At 69.8% G+C, this 19,133-nt stretch carries 20 protein-coding genes; 7 read left to right on the top strand and 13 right to left on the bottom strand.

Features of this window, described 5'->3' with window-relative positions:
• Positions 1 to 381: 381 nt before the first annotated feature.
• The 3 genes from IE307_RS33205 to IE307_RS33195 are packed head-to-tail and all read right to left on the bottom strand — an operon-like array spanning position 382 to position 2,689.
• Complete coding sequence (locus tag IE307_RS33205; protein WP_191303346.1) at positions 382 to 1,509, bottom strand: sensor histidine kinase; 1,128 nt, start codon at positions 1,507 to 1,509, stop codon at positions 382 to 384.
• A gap of 15 nt (positions 1,510 to 1,524) precedes the next feature.
• Positions 1,525 to 2,208 carry a response regulator transcription factor gene (locus IE307_RS33200; RefSeq protein WP_030474790.1) on the bottom strand — a complete coding sequence of 228 codons (684 nt, stop codon included), beginning with the start codon at positions 2,206 to 2,208 and terminating at the stop codon, positions 1,525 to 1,527.
• Positions 2,209 to 2,254: 46 nt separating this feature from the next.
• Positions 2,255 to 2,689 (bottom strand): MarR family winged helix-turn-helix transcriptional regulator, encoded by a 435-nt coding sequence (locus tag IE307_RS33195; RefSeq protein ID WP_191303345.1) that lies wholly within the window; start codon positions 2,687 to 2,689, stop codon positions 2,255 to 2,257.
• A gap of 70 nt (positions 2,690 to 2,759) precedes the next feature.
• On the opposite strand from IE307_RS33195, the gene IE307_RS33190 reads away from it, so the two are divergent.
• A complete protein-coding gene (locus IE307_RS33190) occupies positions 2,760 to 3,716 on the top strand; it encodes a cytochrome P450 (RefSeq protein WP_229905314.1) in 957 nt (318 codons plus the stop codon).
• Here IE307_RS33190 and IE307_RS33185 read toward each other — a convergent pair.
• From IE307_RS33185 to IE307_RS33170, 4 genes are all read right to left on the bottom strand, one after another.
• Positions 3,703 to 4,341, bottom strand: a complete 639-nt coding sequence (locus IE307_RS33185) for an SPFH domain-containing protein (RefSeq protein WP_191303343.1) — start codon at positions 4,339 to 4,341, stop codon at positions 3,703 to 3,705. The two genes, IE307_RS33190 and IE307_RS33185, sit on opposite strands and share 14 nt — an antisense overlap.
• Before the next feature lie 218 nt (positions 4,342 to 4,559).
• Positions 4,560 to 6,464, bottom strand: coding sequence for a 1-deoxy-D-xylulose-5-phosphate synthase (gene dxs / locus IE307_RS33180; protein ID WP_191303342.1), 1,905 nt, complete (start codon positions 6,462 to 6,464; stop codon positions 4,560 to 4,562).
• A gap of 62 nt (positions 6,465 to 6,526) precedes the next feature.
• The gene (locus IE307_RS33175) at positions 6,527 to 7,732 is read right to left on the bottom strand and encodes a class I SAM-dependent RNA methyltransferase (protein WP_191303341.1); all 1,206 of its coding nucleotides are present in this window, start codon (positions 7,730 to 7,732) and stop codon (positions 6,527 to 6,529) included.
• Positions 7,729 to 9,714 carry an APC family permease gene (locus IE307_RS33170; protein WP_191303340.1) on the bottom strand — a complete coding sequence of 662 codons (1,986 nt, stop codon included), beginning with the start codon at positions 9,712 to 9,714 and terminating at the stop codon, positions 7,729 to 7,731. The genes IE307_RS33175 and IE307_RS33170 overlap by 4 nt, the downstream gene beginning before the upstream one ends.
• 82 nt (positions 9,715 to 9,796) lie before the next feature.
• Here IE307_RS33170 and IE307_RS33165 point away from each other — a divergent pair, with 82 nt between their 5' ends.
• The 3 genes from IE307_RS33165 (at position 9,797) to IE307_RS33155 (ending at position 13,119) form a co-directional block, all read left to right on the top strand.
• On the top strand, positions 9,797 to 10,459 hold the full coding sequence (locus IE307_RS33165; protein WP_191303339.1) for a potassium channel family protein: 663 nt from the start codon (positions 9,797 to 9,799) through the stop codon (positions 10,457 to 10,459).
• The gene (locus IE307_RS33160) at positions 10,459 to 11,115 is read left to right on the top strand and encodes a potassium channel family protein (protein ID WP_191303338.1); all 657 of its coding nucleotides are present in this window, start codon (positions 10,459 to 10,461) and stop codon (positions 11,113 to 11,115) included. The genes IE307_RS33165 and IE307_RS33160 overlap by 1 nt, the downstream gene beginning before the upstream one ends.
• A 141-nt stretch (positions 11,116 to 11,256) precedes the next feature.
• The gene (locus IE307_RS33155; protein ID WP_191303337.1) at positions 11,257 to 13,119 is read left to right on the top strand and encodes an AAA family ATPase; all 1,863 of its coding nucleotides are present in this window, start codon (positions 11,257 to 11,259) and stop codon (positions 13,117 to 13,119) included.
• 8 nt (positions 13,120 to 13,127) lie between these two features.
• Here the strand turns inward: IE307_RS33155 and IE307_RS33150 are convergent, their stop codons facing one another.
• Positions 13,128 to 13,892: a DUF3159 domain-containing protein gene (locus tag IE307_RS33150; protein WP_191303336.1), complete on the bottom strand. Its 765-nt coding sequence runs from the start codon at positions 13,890 to 13,892 to the stop codon at positions 13,128 to 13,130.
• Positions 13,889 to 14,254, bottom strand: a complete 366-nt coding sequence (locus tag IE307_RS33145; RefSeq protein WP_035908814.1) for an OB-fold nucleic acid binding domain-containing protein — start codon at positions 14,252 to 14,254, stop codon at positions 13,889 to 13,891. Before IE307_RS33145 ends, IE307_RS33150 begins: the two co-directional genes overlap by 4 nt.
• An 84-nt stretch (positions 14,255 to 14,338) precedes the next feature.
• Between IE307_RS33145 and IE307_RS33140 the strand changes: the two genes are divergently transcribed.
• Positions 14,339 to 14,995: an alpha/beta fold hydrolase gene (locus IE307_RS33140; protein WP_191303335.1), complete on the top strand. Its 657-nt coding sequence runs from the start codon at positions 14,339 to 14,341 to the stop codon at positions 14,993 to 14,995.
• Here the strand turns inward: IE307_RS33140 and IE307_RS33135 are convergent.
• Positions 14,992 to 15,609: a DUF3710 domain-containing protein gene (locus IE307_RS33135; RefSeq protein ID WP_191303334.1), complete on the bottom strand. Its 618-nt coding sequence runs from the start codon at positions 15,607 to 15,609 to the stop codon at positions 14,992 to 14,994. The two genes, IE307_RS33140 and IE307_RS33135, sit on opposite strands and share 4 nt — an antisense overlap.
• A 4-nt stretch (positions 15,610 to 15,613) precedes the next feature.
• Complete coding sequence (gene dut / locus IE307_RS33130) at positions 15,614 to 16,087, bottom strand: dUTP diphosphatase (RefSeq protein ID WP_191303333.1); 474 nt, start codon at positions 16,085 to 16,087, stop codon at positions 15,614 to 15,616.
• 24 nt (positions 16,088 to 16,111) lie between these two features.
• Between dut and IE307_RS33125 the strand changes: the two genes are divergently transcribed.
• Positions 16,112 to 16,573: a DUF3093 domain-containing protein gene (locus IE307_RS33125; protein ID WP_229905304.1), complete on the top strand. Its 462-nt coding sequence runs from the start codon at positions 16,112 to 16,114 to the stop codon at positions 16,571 to 16,573.
• 70 nt (positions 16,574 to 16,643) lie between these two features.
• Here IE307_RS33125 and IE307_RS33120 read toward each other — a convergent pair whose 3' ends face one another.
• On the bottom strand, positions 16,644 to 16,943 hold the full coding sequence (locus IE307_RS33120) for a DUF4193 domain-containing protein (RefSeq protein WP_030474775.1): 300 nt from the start codon (positions 16,941 to 16,943) through the stop codon (positions 16,644 to 16,646).
• Between the two features lie 422 nt (positions 16,944 to 17,365).
• Here IE307_RS33120 and cei point away from each other — a divergent pair, with 422 nt between their 5' ends.
• Entirely contained in the window at positions 17,366 to 18,094 is a 729-nt protein-coding gene (gene cei, locus IE307_RS33115) for an envelope integrity protein Cei (protein ID WP_268250437.1), read from the top strand.
• Between the two features lie 216 nt (positions 18,095 to 18,310).
• Here the strand turns inward: cei and IE307_RS33110 are convergent, their stop codons facing one another.
• Positions 18,311 to 19,105 carry an inositol monophosphatase family protein gene (locus IE307_RS33110; RefSeq protein ID WP_191303331.1) on the bottom strand — a complete coding sequence of 265 codons (795 nt, stop codon included), beginning with the start codon at positions 19,103 to 19,105 and terminating at the stop codon, positions 18,311 to 18,313.
• Positions 19,106 to 19,133: the final 28 nt, after the last annotated feature.

The following is a 19,133-nucleotide window of genomic DNA, read 5'->3' as shown; positions in this document are numbered from 1 at the left end:
CTCCAGACGGAATATGTCTGGCATCAATCTAGTCTTGCCTCAAAGGAACTACCTCGACGAGGAGATAATTCATATATTACTGGCTGTGTTTCGGCACGCTGTTGAGTTCTCAAAGAACACGCGCTCACCGCAGCTTCCCCCTGATGAGGGTCACTTCCGGGGCTGTGTCAGGCTTAGAAGTCTTGTGCCGCACTCCGTTCCGGCTGTGTTTCCCGGCCCGTTCCGTGCTGACATGGAGAAATTTACACGGGCCCTGTACGAGATCCAAATCGGGGGTCCCGTACGGCGTAACCCCAGGTCAGACAGTGCGCAGACGGCTCAAACCCGCGAAGATCGACGCACAGTGTGACCGGGGCCACGCAAAGAATCTCGTATCCACGGTCAGTGGGGCGCACTCGGCAAGTGCACGGTGACCGACAGACCACCGGCCGGCACAGCCACTGCCTGCGCAAACCCGCCGTGAGCGGCCACCGCGGCCCGCACGATCGACAGGCCGAGCCCCGTGCCGGACTGGCTGGTCCGGTCCTTGACCCCGCGGCGGAACGGCTCGAACAGCTCCTCCACGCGGTCCGGCGGGATCAACGGTCCGGACGACGACACCCGCAGCACCGACCACTGCGGCCCGGTCTCGACCACGGTCTCGATCCACCCGCCGACGTGGTTGTGGCGGACGGCGTTCTCCAGCAGGTTGCCGGCGATGCGCTCCAGCAGGGCGGGGTCCCCGACCGCGAGCGCCGGCACGCACCGGAACACGCTGCGCAGGTTGCGTGACTCGGCCTCGGCGCGTGCGGCCCTCCACGCGGACTCCACCACAGCGGACAGGTCGACCGGCTCACGGACAGCGAGCCCGATCCCGTCCGTGCGCGCGAGCAGCAGCAGCGCGGACACCAACTGTTCGGCGCGCTCCCCCGCCGCGCGCACGACACCGGCCATGCGGCGCAGCTCTTCGACGTCGGCGTCGGGATCGGACAGGGTCACGTCCAGCTCGGTGCGCACCACCGAGAGAGGGGTGCGCAGTTCGTGCGATGCGTTCGCCACGAACCGGCGTTGCGAGTCGAAGGCCGCTTCGAGCCGGTCGAGCATCGCGTCGAACGTGTCCGCGAGGTCGGCGACCTCATCGCGCGGGCCTTCCAGCCGCAACCGCGAGCCGAGCGACTCGGCCGACAGCTGGCGGGCGGCACCTGTGACGTCGTGCAGCGGTTTGAGCACACGGCCGGTGAACGTCCACGCCAGCACGGCAGCGGCCAGCACGATGCACGCGAACGCGATGAGGCCCGCGCGCAGCAGGTCCTGCCGGGCGGCCGCCGTCAACGCGTCCGTCAACGTCTTCACGGTGACGGTGACGCCGTCCACCGTGACCTGGCTGTCGGAGGGGAACGACGGCGACGAGTCGAAGACCCGCCCGACCAGCGTCCACCCGAGGAACAGCAGAACAGCGCTCACCGCCGCCACGAGCGCGGTGGTGAGCAGCGTGATCCGCAGACGCAGTCCTGGCCCACGCCGGCGCATGTCAGTCCCCAAAGATCAGTCTTCGGCAGAGCCGTTCGAAGCACTGGGGACCCGGTAACCCGAGCCCACGACGGTGTCGATGATGCCCGGCTCGCCCAGTTTCTTGCGCAACGTCATCACGGTGACGCGCACGGTCGTGGTGAACGGATCGGCGTTCTCGTCCCACACGCGCTCCAGCAGTTCCTCGCTGCTGACGACCGACCCCTTGGCCGAGAGCAGCACCTCGAGGACGCCGAACTCCTTGCGCGTCAGCTCGATCGGCTGCCCGCCGCGCGAGACGGTGCGCCGCGCGGGGTCCAGCTCCACGTCCTGGGCGGCCAGCAACGGCGGCGTCGCCGGAGTGGCGCGCCGGGCCAGCGCCCGCACGCGCGCGACCAGTTCGGGGAACGCGAACGGCTTCGCGAGGTAGTCGTCCGCGCCGAGCGACAGCCCGGACACGCGGTCCTCGATGGATCCGCTGGCCGTGAGCATCATGACCCTGGTGAGCGCGCCGGAGCTGAGGATCTCCTTGCAGAGCTCGTCGCCGGACATCCCGGGCAGGTCGCGGTCGAGCACGACGACGTCGTACCGCGTGACGGTCGACTTCTCGTGCCCGGTCTCGCCGTCGTAGGCGACGTCCACGGCCATGCCTTCACGCCTCAGGCCGCGAGCGATCGCGTCGGCCAGAGGCGCCTCGTCCTCGACTACCAGAATCCGCACGCGTCAAAGGTGCCACACCCACCTGAGAAAGCACTTAACGACACCTTCACGCGCGCTGTCGGATCTCCTCCTCGGTCCGTTCGGCCGCGGAGGCGAGGAAACGCAGGATCACGGCCTGCTCGGCCTCGTCGAATCCGGCCAGGTCGGCGCGGTGGCGTTCGTTCAGCGAGTCGTAGAGGCCGCCGACTCGGCGCACCGCGTCGGGGTCCGGTTCGATGACGACCTTGCGGCGGTCGTGCGGGTCCGGCACGCGGTGCACGAACCCGGCCTGCACGAGGCGTTCGATCATCCGGGAGGCCGAGCCGCTGGTCAGGTTGACCCGGCGGGCGAGCTCACCGGGCGACGCCGGTCCGGAGTTCGCGAGCACGTACAGCGCCTGAAGATCCGTCCACGTCATCCCGAGCTGTTCGGCGAGCATGCCGTTGAACTGGATGATCGGGATCTGCCACCGGGTGATGGCGCGCAGGACCTCTTCCGTCATGACCCGCAAGCCTACTTGCACCACGCAGTCGCTGCGCGACGCAGTAAGTGCGTGCTACATTCACTGCGTGATGCAGCAAATTTCGATGTACGACCACCCTGTCTGGGTCGTCACCGACACCGACCTCGCCCGGACCGTCCTTGCCGACGTCCGGTTCGCCAAGGACACCGCACTCGCGCCGGAGCACTGGAACGCGCGGACGGCCGGCCTCGAGCCCACCGCGGCCGAGCAGATGTCGATCACCACGCTGGACGGTGAGCCGCACGCGCGGTTGCGCAAGGCGTTCGCACCGCTGTTCAGCGCCGCCAGGATGCGCGCCTACTACCCGCGCATCCGCGCCATCGCCGAGAACCTCCTCAAGGCGCTGCCCGGCGAGGTCGACCTGATTGACGACTTCACGACCCGGTACCCGCTGGCCGTGCTCTGCGAACTGCTGGGCATCCCGGAGCGCGAGGTCGACCTGGCGATCGAGGCGTGCCGCCTGATGCACGTCGACTACCCGGCCAACGTCCCCGCGGCCATGGGCGGTTTCGCGCGGCTGGCCTCGCAGGCGACCGCCGAGCTGCGCATGCCGGAGGGCAGCACGGAGCAGGACCTGCATTACCAGATCTTCACGATCCTGTTCGCGGGCCAGCTCACCACCGATCTGGCGGCGGGCTTCCTCGTCGCACGGCTGATCGGCAGCGACGAGACGGCGGACGAGCTGGTCCGGGAGACGCTGCGCGAGCATCCCCCGGCACCGTTCACGTTGTGGCGCTTCACGACCACCGACGTGGAGATCGCGGGCACCGAACTCCCCGCGGGCTCGCCCGTGCTCGTCGACCTCACCCGCGTGCCGGACCTCGTGTTCGGTTTCGGCCCGCACTTCTGCATCGGCGCCCAGCTGGCCCAGCTCGAGCTCAAGGCCCTGGTGGAGGCGTTCCGCGCCCTCTACCCCGACGCCCGCGTCACGGCTCCGCTGTCCCAGAGCTCACCGGGCGGGATCATGGGCAGCAGGCTGGACGCGTTGCCCGTCAGGCTCGCTTAGACCGCTCCACCACGACGGTCGAGGCGCCCTGCAACGCCCGGAGCTCCAGCAACGCGGGGTGCTCCTCGGCGAGCCGGGCCGCGTTCAGCAACGACCGCAAGGCCGCCGTCTCCCCACGGGCACGTTCCAGAGCGGCGCGTCCCTCGGACGCCGCCACGAGCTCGGCCAGCGCGGCCCGCCGCAGCTCACCGGGCATGACGACGTCGCGAACGGCCACGTCGTCGACCGACACACCCAGTTCGGCGGCACGGGAGGCCACCGCGGCCCGCACCTCGGCCGCGATCGCATCCCGTTCTGGATCAACGGCCGAGTGTGCGCGCGTGAGCACGGCACCGCGCAGTGCGAGCTGCACGGCCGTGTAGAGCTCTGCCTCAGGTCCGGCCGACGCGACCACGAACGTCGTCGCGGACGACACGGCCCACCGCACGACCACGGTCACACGCACGAGAACGCCGTCGGACGTGGGCACGTCCTGTGCGGCCGGAGTCAGCGAACGCGGACGAACGTCGACACGGTGCAGCACGGCGTGACGCGGCAGCTTGTGCTCTCCGGGTTCGACCTCGCCCACAAGTTCGCCGCGATCGAACCGAACACCCCGCTCCCACGGGAACAACGTGTGCTTCACCGCTCCTCCGTCCAGGTAGACCAAGACCCCGGCCGGCGGGGCCGCGAGCGGGAGTCCACAGGGGACTCGCAGAGCTCGCGACCCCCGTGTGCGGCCGGGGTCTTGGCGTTCAGGATCAGAACCTGACGCTCCATGGCATCCAGCCCCGCCTGGAACGCGGAACCCGGACGGGAAGTCCTGCCGGGCCGCTGAGCGGGGTGGAACGGAGGTTAGCCGATCTACTTCTCCGCGGGCGCGTCGATTTCGACGGGCAGGCACTCCAGGCGAGCGGCCCACTCCGTCACGCGGCGTGCCACGTCCTGCGCGGTGATGCCGCACAACGCCAGCACCTCGCCACGCGAGCCGTGGTCGTGGAACTGCTGCGGCAGAGCGATGTCGCGCAACGGCACGTCGACGTCGGCGTCCCGCAGCGCGGCCGCGAGGGACGAACCGAAGCCACCGTGCCGGCCACCGTCCTCGACGGTCACCACGAGCTTGTGCGACGACGCCATCTCCACGAGGTCCGTGGACATCGGGTAGATCCACCGCGGGTCGACGACCGTCACGCCGATGCCCTGGTCCTCGAGCCGCTGGGCGGCCTCGAGCCCGAGCTCGCCCAACGCGCCGACCGTCACCAGCAGCACGTCGTTGCCCGAGCGGCGCAGCACGTCGACGGACCCCACGCGCTCCAGCGCGGGCAGGTCACCACCGACGGACGCCTTCGGGTAGCGGATCACCGACGGCGCGTCCGAGATCGCCACGGCCTCGCGCAGTTCCTCGGTCAGCGTGCCGGCGTCGCGCGGCGCCGCCACGTGAACACCGGGGACGACGCCGAGGATCGACATGTCCCACATGCCGTGGTGCGACGCGCCGTCCGGGCCGGTGACACCGGCGCGGTCCAGCACGACCGTGACGCCCTGCTTGTGCAGCGCCACGTCCATCAGCAGCTGGTCGAACGCCCGGTTGAGGAACGTCGCGTAGACGGCCACGACCGGGTGCAGACCTCCGATCGCCAGACCGGCGGCGGAGGTCAGCGCGTGCTGCTCCGCGATGCCGACGTCGAAGAAGCGCTCCGGGAACGCCTTGGCGAACGCGTCGAGGCCCGTGGGCCCCTGCATCGCGGCGGTGATCGCCACGACGTCGGAGCGCTCGCGGCCGATCTCCACCAGGGAGTCGGAGAACACGTGCGTCCAGGTGCGGCTGGACGGCTTGAGGTCCTCGCCCGTGATCGGGTCGATGACGCCGGTGGCGTGCATCTGGTCGGCCTCGTGGTTCTCGGCCGGCGCGAAGCCCATGCCCTTGCGGGTGACCGCGTGCACGATCACCGGGCCGCCGAACGACTTGGCGCGCTGCAGCGCGGACTCCAGCGTCGCCCTGTCGTGGCCGTCGACCGGGCCGATGTACTTGAGACCGAGGTCCTCGAACATCGCCTGCGGCGCCAGAGCGTCCTTGATGCCGCGCTTGGCGGCGTGCAGGGCGGCGTACAGCGGCTTGCCGAAGATCGGCGTCTGCTGCAGCGCGCTCTTGCCCTTCTCCAGCACGCGCTCGTAACCGGGGCGCAGCCGCAGCGACGACAGGTGGTCGGCGAGACCACCGATCGTCGGCGAGTAGGAGCGGCCGTTGTCGTTGACCACGATCACGACGGGACGGTTCTTGTCCGCCGCGATGTTGTTCAACGCCTCCCAGCACATGCCGCCGGTCAGCGCGCCGTCGCCGACGACCGCGATCACGTGGCCGTTGGTGCCGTTGATCTGCTTCGCCTTCGCCAGCCCGTCGGCGTAGGACAGCGCCGTCGACGCGTGCGAGCTCTCCTGCACGTCGTGCTCGGACTCCGACCGCGACGGGTAGCCCGACATGCCGCCCTGCTGGCGGAGCCGGTCGAAGCCGTCGCGACGGCCCGTGACGATCTTGTGCACGTACGACTGGTGACCGGTGTCGAAGACGATCGGGTCCTGCGGCGAGTCGAAGACCCGGTGCAGCGCCACGGTCAGCTCGACGACACCGAGGTTCGGGCCCAGGTGCCCGCCCGTCTTGGACACCTTGTCGACCAGAAAACGACGGATCTCCTCGCACAGCTGCGACAGCTGCGCGTCGTCCATCCGTTTCAGATCAGCTGGTCCGTGCACGGACTCCAGCAGGGTCACCACGCCCACCTCACTCCTGAAGACTTCGGCTCAGTCTACGGAGACGCGACTGAGACGCATGGTCACGGCGTCTCAGGTACCAGCAGGGCGATGCACTCCATGTGATGTGTCATCGGAAACGCGTCGAACGCCCGCAGCTGCGCGAGGCGGTACCCCTGAACAGTGAATTCGGCCAGGTCACGGGCCAGTGCGGCGGGGTCGCAGGCGACGTAGACGACCCGCTGCGGACGGCGTCGTGCGACTTCAGCCACAACGACCTTGCCCGCCCCCTTGCGAGGGGGGTCCAGCACCACGACGTGAGGGTCCTCGACCGGCATGCGGCGCGTCACGGCGCGCTCCACCTTGTCCGCCACCCACTCGACCTGGGACATGCGGCGCAGGTTGCGCCGGCCGTCCTCCACGGCACCGGGGAAAGATTCCACGACCAGCACGGATCCGCTTTCCCCGACCTGCCGGCCGAGCACCGAGGCGAAGAGCCCCGCGCCGCCGTAGAGGTCCCACGCGCGTTGCCCCGGCTCGGCCGCGGCCCACTGCCCGACGACGGTCGCGAACGTGTCCGCGGCGGCCGGGTGGACCTGCCAGAAACCGTCGGCGGAAATTCGCCACTTTCGTTGGGCGGCGATCTCGACGGCCGTATCGCTCCCGGCGCGCCGCACGGTGTGTCGGCCGCGCACCTCACCCACATGACGGTTGCCGTCACCGTCCTGGACGATCGTGAGCTCCTGGGCGCGCCACTTTCGGTCGGCCACCGCCTCGACCATGCCCGGCCGGCTGATCACGCAGTGGTCGACCGGGATCACATCGTGGGAACGCAGGCCGCGGAAACCCGGCGTCCCGTCGCGGCCGACGGCCATCCTGATGCGGGTCCGCCACTCCAGCGGGCCGCCCGGCAGCGCCTCGACGACGACGTCGCGTTCGATCTTGGCGAGCCTCGAGAGCTGCTCGCGGACGACCTGGGCCTTGAGCTCGCGCTGGGCGTCCCAGTCGACGTGCTGGAAGTCGCAGCCACCGCACTTGCCCGGCCCGCTGAACGGGCACGGCGGCTCGACCCGGTCGGGAGACGCCTCCAGGACCTTCACGGCGTCCGCACGGCAGAACGAGCCACCGTTGTCCTCATACACCGACGCCACGACCCGCTCACCGGGCAGTGCGTGACGCACGAACAGAACGCGGCCCTCGTGCCGTGCAACGAAATGCCCGCCGTGCGCGACGGGTCCCACCTCGACCTCGAACGTGCGGCCGGTCCAGTCTTCCCTGGTCGTGCTCATCGGTCGTCAAGTCCCCTTCGGACAGCGCCGGGCGCGATGACGTCCTTGTCCTTGACCTTCACCGAGGACTCCAGCTGCCACGGCACGCTGACGACCATCACACCCGGCTGGAAAAGCAACCTTCCCTTGAGCCGCAACGCGCTCTGGTTGTGCAGGAGCTGCTCCCACCAGTGGCCGACGACGTACTCGGGGATGAACACCGTAACAACGTCGCGCGGGTTGTCCGTCCTGACCCGTGCGACGTAGTCGAGAACGGGCTTGGTGATCTCCCGGTAGGGCGACTCGATCACCTTGAGCGGGATCTTGAAGTTCTCCTTCTCCCACTCGAGCACGAGCCTGCGGGTGTCGCCGTCGTCGACGTTGACCGTGACGGCCTCCAGCACGTCCGGTCGCGTGGCCTTGGCGTAGGACAACGCCCGCAGCGTCGGCATGTGCAGTTTGGACACCAGCACCATGGCGTGGTTGCGCGCGGGCATCGTGCGCACGCGCTCCTGCTTGCGCAGTTCCTCCCCGACGGTGTCGTAGTGCTTGCGGATCGCCGTCATCAACGCGTAGATGGCGGCCATCGCGGCGATGGCGATCCACGCGCCCTTGGTGAACTTCGTGATCAGCACGATGACGAGCACGGTCGCGGTCAGCGCCAGGCCGAACGTGTTGATCGCCTGCGAGCGCCGCATCCGGGTGCGGGCCTGGGGGTCGTTCTCGGTCTTGAGCAGCCGCTGCCAGTGCTTGATCATGCCGAGCTGGCTCAGCGTGAACGACACGAACACACCGACGATGTAGAGCTGGATCAGCCGGGTGACCTCGGCGTCGAACGCGATCACCAGCACGATCGCGAAACCCGCCAGGAACAGGATGCCGTTGGAGAACGCCAGCCGGTCGCCGCGCGTGTGCAACTGACGCGGCAGATAGCGGTCCTGGGCGAGGATCGAGCCGAGCACGGGGAAGCCGTTGAACGCGGTGTTCGCGGCGAGCACCAGGATCAGCGCGGTGACGCCGGCGATGAAGTAGAAGCCGGGCGGGAAGTTGTCGAAGACGGCGTGCGCGATCTGCGCGACCATCGTCTTCTGCTCGTAGCCCGCGGGGGCGTTGGTGATCTGCTGCTGGGGGAACTCGGCCATCCGCACGTCGGTGAGCTGGGCGAGGATGATCAGGCCCATCAGCATGACCACCGAGATCGTGCCCATCAGCAACAGCGTCGTCGCGGCGTTGCGGGACTTGGGCTTGCGGAACGCGGGCACGCCGTTGCTGATCGCCTCGACACCCGTCAGGGCGGCGCAGCCCGACGAGAACGCCCGCAGGACCAGGAACACGAACGCGAGGCCCATCAGGTGGTCCGACTCGGCGTGGATCTCGAGGCCGGAGCTCTCCGCCCGCATCTCGTCGCCCATCACCAGACCGCGGAACAGGCCGTAGCCGATCAGGCCGAAGACACCGATCATGAACGCGTAGACGGGGACGGCGAACGCACTGCCGGACTCGCGGATGCCGCGCAGGTTCACCGCCGTCAGCAGCGCGATGGCCGCGACGGCGAACTCCGCCTTGTGGGTCGCGACGAACGGGATCGCGGAACCGATGTTCGCCGCGGCCGCCGAAATCGACACCGCGACCGTGAGGATGTAGTCGACGAGCAGGGCGCTCGCCACCGTGAGCCCCGCCCTGCGCCCGAGGTTGACCGTCGCGACCTCGTAGTCACCGCCACCGGACGGGTAGGCGTGCACGTTCTGGCGGTAGCTGGCGACCACGGTGAGCATCACCACGATGACCGCGACACCCACCCACGGCGCCATCGCGTAGGCGCTCAGGCCCGCCACCGACAGCATCAGGAAGATCTCCTCCGGCGCGTACGCGACCGACGACATGGCGTCGGAGGCGAAGACCGGCAAGGCGATGCGTTTGGGCAGCAGGGTGTGAGCGAGGCGATCGCTGCGGAACGGCCGTCCGACCAGGAGGCGTTTGGCGGCGGTGGCGAGCTTGGACACGGCCAGAGCGTAAGGGGTCCGCTCACCGGGACGGGCTAATGCTCGGTAGGTTCTGCGCAGAGTTCGCCTGAGGAGGCATGTCGTGCACGTGGTGATCATGGGGTGTGGCCGGGTGGGGGCGTCCCTGGCCAGGGCTCTGGAGCGACTCGACCACCAGGTCGCCGTGATCGACAAGGACCCGCAGTCGTTCCGCAGACTGGGCAGCGACTTCCACGGCCAGCAGGTCGTCGGCAACGGTTTCGACCGCAATGTCCTGATCGAGGCCGGTGTCGAGCGCGCGGGCGCGTTCGCGGCGGTCTCCAGCGGTGACAACTCGAACATCATCTCGGCGCGGGTCGCGCGCGAGACGTTCGGCGTCGAGCACGTCGTCGCGCGCATCTACGACCACAAGCGCGCGGCCGTGTACGAGCGCCTGGGAATCCCGACCGTCGCCACGGTGCCGTGGTCGACCGACCGGTTCCTGCGGATGTTGTTGCCCGAAGGGGCGGCGACGGCGTGGCGCGACCCGTCCGGCACCGTGGCGGTGCTGCCGGTCGAGGTCGACGAGACCTGGGTGGGGCGGCCCGTCTTCGAGCTGGAGGGCGCGATCGGCGCGCGGGTGGCGTTCCTCATGCGGTTCGGCACGGGTGTGCTCCCGGACGCCAAGACCGTCGTGCAGGCCGACGACACCATCTACGTGGCGGCGCTGTCCGGCACGATCACCGACGTCGCGGCCGCGGCGCTGCAGGCACCGGAGGAGAGCTGATGCGGGTCGCGATCGCCGGCGCGGGAGCGGTGGGACGCTCCATCGCGCAGGAGCTCGTCTCGGACGGGCACCAGGTCATGCTGATCGAGCGGGACCGGGCACACTTCGACCCGAACTCCGTCGAGCAGGCCGAGTGGGTGCAGGCCGACGCGTGCGAATTGTCCTCTTTGGAGGACGCGGGCATGCAGCTGTGCGACGTGGTGATCGCCGCGACCGGTGACGACAAGGTCAACCTCGTGGTGTCGCTGCTCGCCAAGACGGAGTTCGCGGTCCGCCGTGTCATCGCGCGCGTGAACGACCCGACGAACGAATGGCTGTTCACCGAGTCGTGGGGTGTCGACGTGGCCGTGTCGACGCCACGGCTGTTGGCCGCCATGGTCGAGGAGTCCGTGACGATCGGTGACGTCGTGCGGCTGATGACGTTGCGGCAGGGGCAGGCGAACCTCGTGGAGATCACGCTCGACGAGGCGACGCCGTTCGCCGGTCGCGCGGTCTCCGAGCTGACGCTGCCGCGCGACGCCGCGCTGGTGACGATCCTGCGCGGCGGGCGGGTCATCGTGCCGCAGCCGGACGACACCCTCGAGGGCGGCGACGAGCTGCTGTTCGTCACGACCGCCGCCGTGGAGCAGGACATCAAGAAGGCGCTCGGCTACTAGGGCCTGTGTCGAAGTCCCGTTCGACGGGAGTCGCGCCCGGCTGTCGCGGGCTGGACTTCGCCACAGGCCCTAGCGGCGAAAGATACCCGGCGGGCGGGGCCTGCCGGGTATCTGCGCGCGGCACACGGGCACTTACAACCCGTGAGCGATCAGTTGCCCCTGGTCGGGCGCCAGGAAGAGCTACGGGCCGTGCTGCGGGCACTGGCCGTGCACGGCGCTGTGCTGTTGTCCGGTCCTCCGGGCGTGGGGAAGACACGGCTGGCCAACGAGGCGCTCACCTCCGTGCCGCACCCGGTGGTGCGGTGTCACGCCACGGATGCCGCGTCCTCGATCCCGCTCGGTGCGATCGCGTCTCTGCTTCCCGCCACCCTGCCGTCGCCGTTCGTGCGCGCGGCGGCCGAGCACCTCTCTCGTGGCGGACGGCGGGTGCTGTCGGTCGATGACGCGCATCTGCTCGACGACGCGTCGTTGTCGGTGTTGCAACACCTTGTGCGCCACCGGTTGATGCGAGTCCTGTGCACGGCGCGGTCCGGTTGGGGCCTGGAGGGGCTGGCCGTCGTCGAGGTCGGCACGGCAGGGCCCGTGATGGGGCTTGTGCTTATGCATCAACGACAATGCGCGCGGGCCGAAGACGTGCTTGCGGAGAGCATGGCGGCGGCCGGTGACACGGAGACGTTGGTTCAAGTCGGCTGTGCACGCGCGTACAACCTGTTCTTCGGTCTTGGTGACGAGGACGCCGCTGTGGCGGTGCTGGATTCCGTGAGCGCGCAGAGGTTGTCGGCGGAGCTGGAGCACGCGGTGATGTCCTGCGCGCTGACGTTCGCGTTGGAGGCGGCACCGGTGGGGGTGGCCCGGCTCGGAGGCGTGCTGCTGGGCGGCCGGGCGGGGCAACGGGTGCTGGCGGTCGCGGACCAGTTCGCGGGCCGCTACTCCGACGCGATCGCCCGGTCCGAGGACGCCGGCGAGACCGTTCCCGGGCCGTTCCCGTCGGTGAGGAGCGGGGTGCGTGCCGAGAGCATGCTGCGCAGTGGTGACCTGACGGGTGCGGAGAGGCGAGCCGTGCCGGAGGTCCACCGTCCGGCCTCCCAGGTGCTGTCACGGGTGCTGCTGAGCCAGTGCGCGCGGTTGCGCGGCAAGGCCGCCTCGGCGGTGCGGATCACCGCCGAGGTCGTTCCCGAGCCGGATGTGCGGCTGATGCTGTGGGACGTGCTGCTGCTGGCCGAGTTCGCCGCTGGTGCGGCGTTGCAGGGGCAGCCCGACCGCGCCTCCAGGGCCTTGGCCCGTGCGGAAGCCGGGTTGCGGCCCGCGTGGCGCATGGCGCGGTTCGCCGTGGGGGCCGCACGGTCGTGGGTGCTCGCAGGAGCCGGGCGAGCCGACGAGGCGATGCGGGCCGCTCTCGACAACGCCGATCTGGCAAGGGAACACGGCGCGCACTCCGAGGAGATCGTGTCGCTGCACGACGCCGCCCGGTTCGGTGCGGACACCTCGCCTCGTCTTCTGGCACTCGCGAAGTCGCGCAAGGATCCGCTCATGACCGCGTACGCGGCGCACGCCCAGGCGCGCGCGTTGCGTGACCCGGCGGGTCTGGAGGAGGTGGCGGCGGCGTTCACGGCGTGCGGTGCCGCGCTGTACGCGGCCGAAGCGCTCGCGGAGGCCGGCAGGCTGGCGCGGTTGCACGACAGGCCCCGGGACGCGGACAGGCTGGACCGCCAGGCGTCGGCGCTCGCGGAGTCGTTCGGCGGCGCGTCCACGCCGGGCCTGGTGGTGACGAGCACGCTGGCCGCGTTGACACCGCGTCAGTCGGAGATCGCGCGTCTGGCCGTGGTGGGACTGAGCACCGCGGAGATCGCGGAACGACTGACGATCGCCAAACGCACCGTGGACAACCACCTGCACACGGCGTACGCGGCGGTGGGCGTGACAGGACGAGACGGCTTGCGCGCGTTGCTGGGCCACGGCGCACACGCCACGGCCGGCGCCCCCAACGGGAAGCGCCGGCCGTGAAGTGCGGGTCAGTCTCTGGACTTGTCGCGGGACTCGGCGTCGACGACGCGCTTGAGCTCGTCCATGTCCGGGGTGAGCAGGTCGTCGGCGGTGCGCGCGAGCACGCCCTCCACCTCGGCCTCCGAGGCGGCCTTGGCCGCCGCGGCCTCCTCCGCCTCCTTGAGGCGCTTGTCCGCGCGGCGGACCGCCCAGACCGTGGCGAGCAGGGCGATGGCCATCAGCGGGTAGCCCATGCCGAGGCGGGCGACGGCGAGCCAGCCGACCTGGTCCTCGTCGTAGAGCCAGCGCTGGACCACGAAGCGGGCGAAGAAGACCATGGCCCACACGAAGGTCGCGATGTCGTAGTCGCGGACCGTGGCCTTGTCCTCGCGCCAGGAGCGGTCCCTGCCGTTGAGGAACGTCCAGAGCACACCGGCGAGCGGCCAGCGCACGACGATCGACAGCAGGAACGCGCTGCCGTACACGACGCTCTGCCAGATGCCGAAGAGGAAGAAACCCTTGGCCTCGCCCGTCTTGTAGGCGATGAACGCCGCGACGCCGACGCCGAAGACGGCGGAGATGGCGGGCTGGACGGTGCCCTTGCGCACGGCCAGGACCACGCCGATGACGACGGCGGCCGCGAGGGAGCTGATGATCGCGGCCATGAGGTTCTTGGTCGCGAAGTTGACGATCACGAAGAGGAGGACGGGCAGCGACGAGTAGAGCATTCCGCTCACGCCGCCCATCTGCTCGAGGACGGTGGGCTGCTTTTCTTCGGTTTTCGCTGAAGTCATGAAGCGTTCTGCAACTCGTAATAGGGGTTGTAGAGCACCTTGCGCCCGTCGCGCACGGCGATGCGGCCTCGTGCCTTGATCGTCCGACCAGGCTCGATTCCCGCGATGCGACGGCGGCCGAGCCAGACGAGGGTGACGCCCTCGGTGCCGTCGTAGAGCTCGGCTTCCAGGGTGGCGGCCGCGTCCCGGGGGCAGAGCTCCACGCTGCGGAGCCTCCCGAGGACGGTGACCTCCTCACCGGACTTGCAGTCGCAGGCCTTCACCGCGCCGACGGCCTCCGCTTTTCGCGACAGGTCGTCCGCGTCGAGCTCGGCGACGTCGCTGGTCAAGCGACGCACCAAGCGGCGCCAATAGCCGCTCATCCCCGACTCCTGCAGTGCTCTGGTGGCCCCGTGGTGTGGGCCGTCTGACAGTGAGGGTACGCACGGGCGACGACAATCTCGGCCGTGCCTGCCGAGACCGTGCTGCTCCTGCCCGGAACCGCCTCAGACGAGGTGTTCGTCCGTTCTGTGTTCACCGAGCCGTTGTCGCAGGTAGGTGCCGTTCTCCAGGCACCACGCGTCCGCACACTCCGTGAACGGTTGACGGCGCTTGAAAATGCCCCGTCACGCCACCCGATCGTGGTGGGTGGCGTCTCACTCGGCGCGCACGTCGCCGCGAGGTGGGCCGTGGCCAACCCGGACCGGTGCGCGGGGCTGGTCCTGGCGCTGCCGGCGTGGACCGGCGCCCCCGGTGAGGCACCGGCGGCGCTCGCAGCCAGGGCCAGTGCGGAGATCGTCAGGACCCGGGGGCTCACCGCGGCGCTCTCCGGCACGACCGGCTGGCTGCACGACGAGCTGACCAGGGCCTGGCACGGCTACGGCGACCAGCTCGTGCCGCACTTCGAGGAGGCAGCCGACTCGCTCGCGCCGACGCTCGACGAGCTCCGGTCGCTCGACGTGCCGACGGGAATCGTCGGGTGCACCGACGACCCGGTGCACCCGATCGCGGTCGCACGGGCGTGGGCGGAGGCGATCCCCCGCGCCGTGCTCGTCACGACGACGCTGGACGCCTACCCGCACGCGCTGGGGCGCGCGGTGCAGGCGTGGCGGCAGGCGCGTTAGCCCTGCTGCTGCTGGATGTGCCGGGCGATCGCCTCCGGCAGCTCGACCGGCAGCGGGGTGCGGGGCGGCATCGGCTGCTCGCCGCGCACGACCACCGTTCCGCGCAGCATCTCGCGCAGCGCCTCGGCGTTCTGCTCGAAGTGCTCCTCGGGACCGGCGGCGACTCCGCGCAGCAACCAGCGCGGCCGGTCGATGCCGACGAAGAGGATCTTCACGCCCTGGTTGCGCGCGGTGATCTCCTCGCCCCACTCGCCGTTCTCGCGGTTGATGCGGGCGCCGTCCTCCTTGAGGCCCTCGATCAGCTCGGCGCCGACCTCCTTCCAGAGGTCGCCCGACTTCGGCGCGGCGAACGCGCTGACCGTCAGCTGGCCGACCGGCGTGAGGATGTGCACCGCGCGCACCGCGTTGGTCTGCTGGTCCATCTCGACCTGCAACTGGGCCTCGTCCGGCATCGGCAGCAGCACCGATCCCAGGTCGAGCCGGTCCACGTCGTCACGGGGCGCGGCCGCCGAGTCCCACGGGCCGTCGACGTCGTCGAAGTCCTCGTCGTGCTCCGGGCCGGTCTCGACCGCGCCCGAGGAGTGACGACCGCGCTTGCGGCGCCTACCGAACATGCCCCTACCCTTCCGCCTTCATCCTGGTGAGCACCACGTGCCCGCCGGTCGAGCCATAGCCTCCCGCACCGCGTTCCGTCTCCGGCAACTCGGTGACCTCGCGGAACACCGCGTGCTCGACGCGTTGCACGACGAGCTGGGCGATCCGGTCGCCTCGTGACAACGCGATCGGCTCACGAAGATCATGGTTCACGAGGCAAACGCGGATCTCACCGCGGTAGCCGGAGTCGATCGTGCCGGGCGTGTTCACCACGCTCAAGCCGACCCTCGCCGCCAGTCCGGACCGCGGGTGCACGAACCCGGCGAAACCGTCGGGGAGCGCGATCGCGACACCGGTGCCGACCACGGCGCGCTCGCCTGGTGGAATGACCACGTCCGACGTGGTGACCAGATCTGCGCCCGCGTCGCCATGGCGGGCGTAGGCGGGCACGGGAACCCCCGGATCGAGCCGGGTCAGCAACACCTCGACGCTGGACACGGCGGCCGAGATTACCCTGACGACGTGAGTGAGACTGCCGTGACCGCCACTACGACCTTCCGCGAACGCCTGTACGTGACGTGGTGGATCTGGCCGCTGCCGCTGCTCGCGGCCGCGCTGCTGGCCGCCGAGGTGCACATGGGCTTCCCCGGCGTCCGGTCCTGGCTGCCGTACGTGATCCTGCTGCCGCTGACGGTCGTGCTCATCGTGCGGATGGGCTCGACGAAGGTCGAGGTCGCCGGCGGTGAGCTGCACGCGGGCGACGCGCACATCCCGCTGGAGCTGCTCGGCGAGGCCGAGGTCATCTCCGCGCAGGACCGCCGCCGGACCATGGGCCGCGACCTCGACCCCGCGGCGTTCGTCGTGCACCGGGGCTGGGTCAAGCCGCTCGTACGCGTGCGCGTGAACGACCCCGAGGACCCGACGCCCTACTGGGTGATCAGCACGCGGCGCCCGGAAGAGCTCGTCGCCGCGCTCAAGTCCTGAAGAACACAACTGGGCGCCACCCGTGAGGGTGAGCGCCCAGTTCTTTACTGCGAGCCTCGCCTGATGCGGATCAGGCGCAGTCGCGGCAGATGTACGTGCCGCCGTTGTCCTCGGCGAGCCTGCTGCGGTGGTGCACCAGGAAGCACTTCGAGCACGTGAACTCGTCGGCCTGCTTGGGCAGGACCTTGAACGTGAGCTCCTCGCCGGACAGGTCGGCGCCCGGAAGCTCGAAGTTCTCCGCGCTCGCGTCCTCGTCGACGTCGACGACGCCGGACTGCGTCTCGTTCCGCCGGGCTTTCAACTCCTCGAGGGAGTCCTCAGCGAGTTCGTCCGCCTCGCTGCGACGCGGCGCGTCGTAGTCGGTCGCCATCTTCTTCACCCCTGCGGTCTACGGAGACTGTTCGTGTCGCTGGTTAACGCTCCAGCGACCTCTTTTGTGCCCCACGTCAAGGTGACGTAGGTCTCCCACACCCGGCGGGCAAGCCAACCCCCTTGACGTGACCGTCGGCTTGATCGAAATGTGTGCGGAGCGCGCAGAGGGTAGCTCATTGTCCGAGTGCCTCCACATCGGGTTACCCCTTACCGACCGGACGGGTGACACAACCTTTCTACGCTGGACCGATAGGCTGTGCGGGAGCACATGTGTCTCGGCGTGCAACCTGACGCCAGGCCGGTACCGTCCTGACTGTGAGCAATGGGACCGGTGCAGTGGGTCACGCGCTTCCGGGCGCGCAACAGCCGGGCAAGGCCTAGGCTGATCTCAGGGGACGGATCACGGGGAGGGCTTCGAACGTGGGATCCGCATCGGGGAGCTTGACGCCTTACAAGAGGCGTCGGCCCGTGCCCGCGCTCGTCCTGTTCGCGGTGCTGTTGGTCAGTTCCGTGTTCGTGTGGGTGAAGGTGCTCGGCAACGCAAGCGACGTGGACGCGGCCATCAAGTGCAACGCGCCCGGCAACGTGACGGCGTCCGCCTCCGCCACCGCGGGGGCCGACCCCGCGGCGGGCGAGACGGCGACGGCGCCCCCGCCCGCACTGGGCACCGTGCTGGAGCACGACGCGCTCGACCGCACGAACCCCGTGCCGGTCGGCGAGGTCAACTTCAAGGTCGTCAACGCCTCGACGCAGCGCAACCACGCCAAGGCCGTCGCGACGATGTTCACCGAGCTCGGCCTGAAGCAGGCGGCCGACCCCGGCAACGACGCGGTCTACCCGGCGGGCGACATGAACTGCCGCGGCCAGCTCCGCTTCGGCGCGCCCGGCGCGTCGGCGGCCAGGACGCTGTCGCTGCTGGAGCCGTGCCTGGAGCTCGTGCGCGACGAACGACAGGACGCCACCGTCGACGTGGCGATCGGCAAGAAGTTCGACGAGGTCAAGCCGAACAGCAACGCGCGCAAGGTCCTCGACCAGCTCAGCGAGTGGGCGGCGCAGCAGCCGGACCAGCAGGGCGGCCAGGTGGCCGCGGCCACCCCGCCGACGCTGAACCCGGACAACCTCGCGGGCGCCCGCGAAGTGACCTGCTGACGACTGTTAGACCTTCTTACCGGAACGGCGCGTCCCTGCAGGGACGCGCCGTTCCGCGTCTCTATGGGTGCCTGATCGGCGGCTCGCGGAACCGCTCCTGACACCTCCGCGCGCCCCTGTTCCGGCCTCTTCGGGACCCCTTTATGCAAAAGACGTTTGCGGACGACCGCAAACGTCTTTTGCACAACCAATATATTAGCGTCCTGACCTGCGGTTTCAGACCTTGCCGAACCCGCACTCCGCCAGCGCGCCGTACATGGCGTCGGCGATCCCCGGTGAGGCGGCGAACGTCGCGTCCTCCCCCAGTTCGGGCGACGACCCCGGCAGCCGCACGACCGCGCCGGCCTCCGCGGCGATCAGCCCGCCGGCCGCCCAGTCCCAGCGGCCGAGCGCGTGCTCCGCGTACGCGTCGAGGCGGCCCGCGGCCACCGAGCACAGGTCGAGCGATGCGGCACCGGCCCGGCGGAGGTCGCGCACCCGCGTGGCCATGCCCGCCCACGTGTCGGCCTGCCGCTGACGGCGCTCCGGCCGGTAGGCGAACCCGTACCCGAGCAGGGACAGCGACAGGTCGGTCGTCGCGGACACGCGCAGCGGCGCACCGTCCAGGAACGAGCCGAACCCGCGCGCGGCGGTCCACATGCGGCCGGTCGCCGGCTCGAACACGGCTCCCGCGACGGACTCGCCGTCGAGCTGCGCCGCGATCGACACCGAGTACCAGGGGATGCCGTAGAGGTAGTTCACGGTGCCGTCGATGGGGTCGACGACCCACGTCAGGCCTTCGACGACGGTGCCGCCCTCCTCTTCGCCGAGGACGGGCTCGCCGGGGCGCAACTCGGACAGACGCGTCCGGACGAGTTGTTCTGAGGCGCGGTCCGCGGCGGTCACCACGTCGGTCGAGGTGCTCTTGGTGTCGAACGAGATGACGGCTTCGGAGCGCATGCGCTGAACAAGAGCGCCCGCCTCCCGTCCGATGGACGTCGCGATGTCGACGAGTGGCCGGGGATCGAACACGACCGGTTCCCTCCTGCGTCACTAGCAC

The organism is Lentzea cavernae, assembly GCF_014653695.1.
Lineage (GTDB): Bacteria > Actinomycetota > Actinomycetes > Mycobacteriales > Pseudonocardiaceae > Lentzea > Lentzea cavernae.
This window is presented reverse-complemented; position numbering and strand designations above follow the sequence as displayed.

Excerpts from the sequence above, each read along its gene's own strand:
- IE307_RS33205 (WP_191303346.1), bottom strand. The coding sequence starts at position 1,509 with ATGCGCCGGCGTGGGCCAGGACTGCGTCTGCGGATCACGCTGCTCACC.
- IE307_RS33195 (WP_191303345.1), bottom strand. The coding sequence starts at position 2,689 with ATGACGGAAGAGGTCCTGCGCGCCATCACCCGGTGGCAGATCCCGATC.
- IE307_RS33190 (WP_229905314.1), top strand. The coding sequence starts at position 2,760 with ATGCAGCAAATTTCGATGTACGACCACCCTGTCTGGGTCGTCACCGAC.
- IE307_RS33175 (WP_191303341.1), bottom strand. The coding sequence starts at position 7,732 with ATGAGCACGACCAGGGAAGACTGGACCGGCCGCACGTTCGAGGTCGAG.
- IE307_RS33160 (WP_191303338.1), top strand. The coding sequence starts at position 10,459 with ATGCGGGTCGCGATCGCCGGCGCGGGAGCGGTGGGACGCTCCATCGCG.
- IE307_RS33150 (WP_191303336.1), bottom strand. The coding sequence starts at position 13,892 with ATGACTTCAGCGAAAACCGAAGAAAAGCAGCCCACCGTCCTCGAGCAG.
- IE307_RS33145 (WP_035908814.1), bottom strand. The coding sequence starts at position 14,254 with ATGAGCGGCTATTGGCGCCGCTTGGTGCGTCGCTTGACCAGCGACGTC.
- IE307_RS33135 (WP_191303334.1), bottom strand. The coding sequence starts at position 15,609 with ATGTTCGGTAGGCGCCGCAAGCGCGGTCGTCACTCCTCGGGCGCGGTC.
- IE307_RS33120 (WP_030474775.1), bottom strand. The coding sequence starts at position 16,943 with ATGGCGACCGACTACGACGCGCCGCGTCGCAGCGAGGCGGACGAACTC.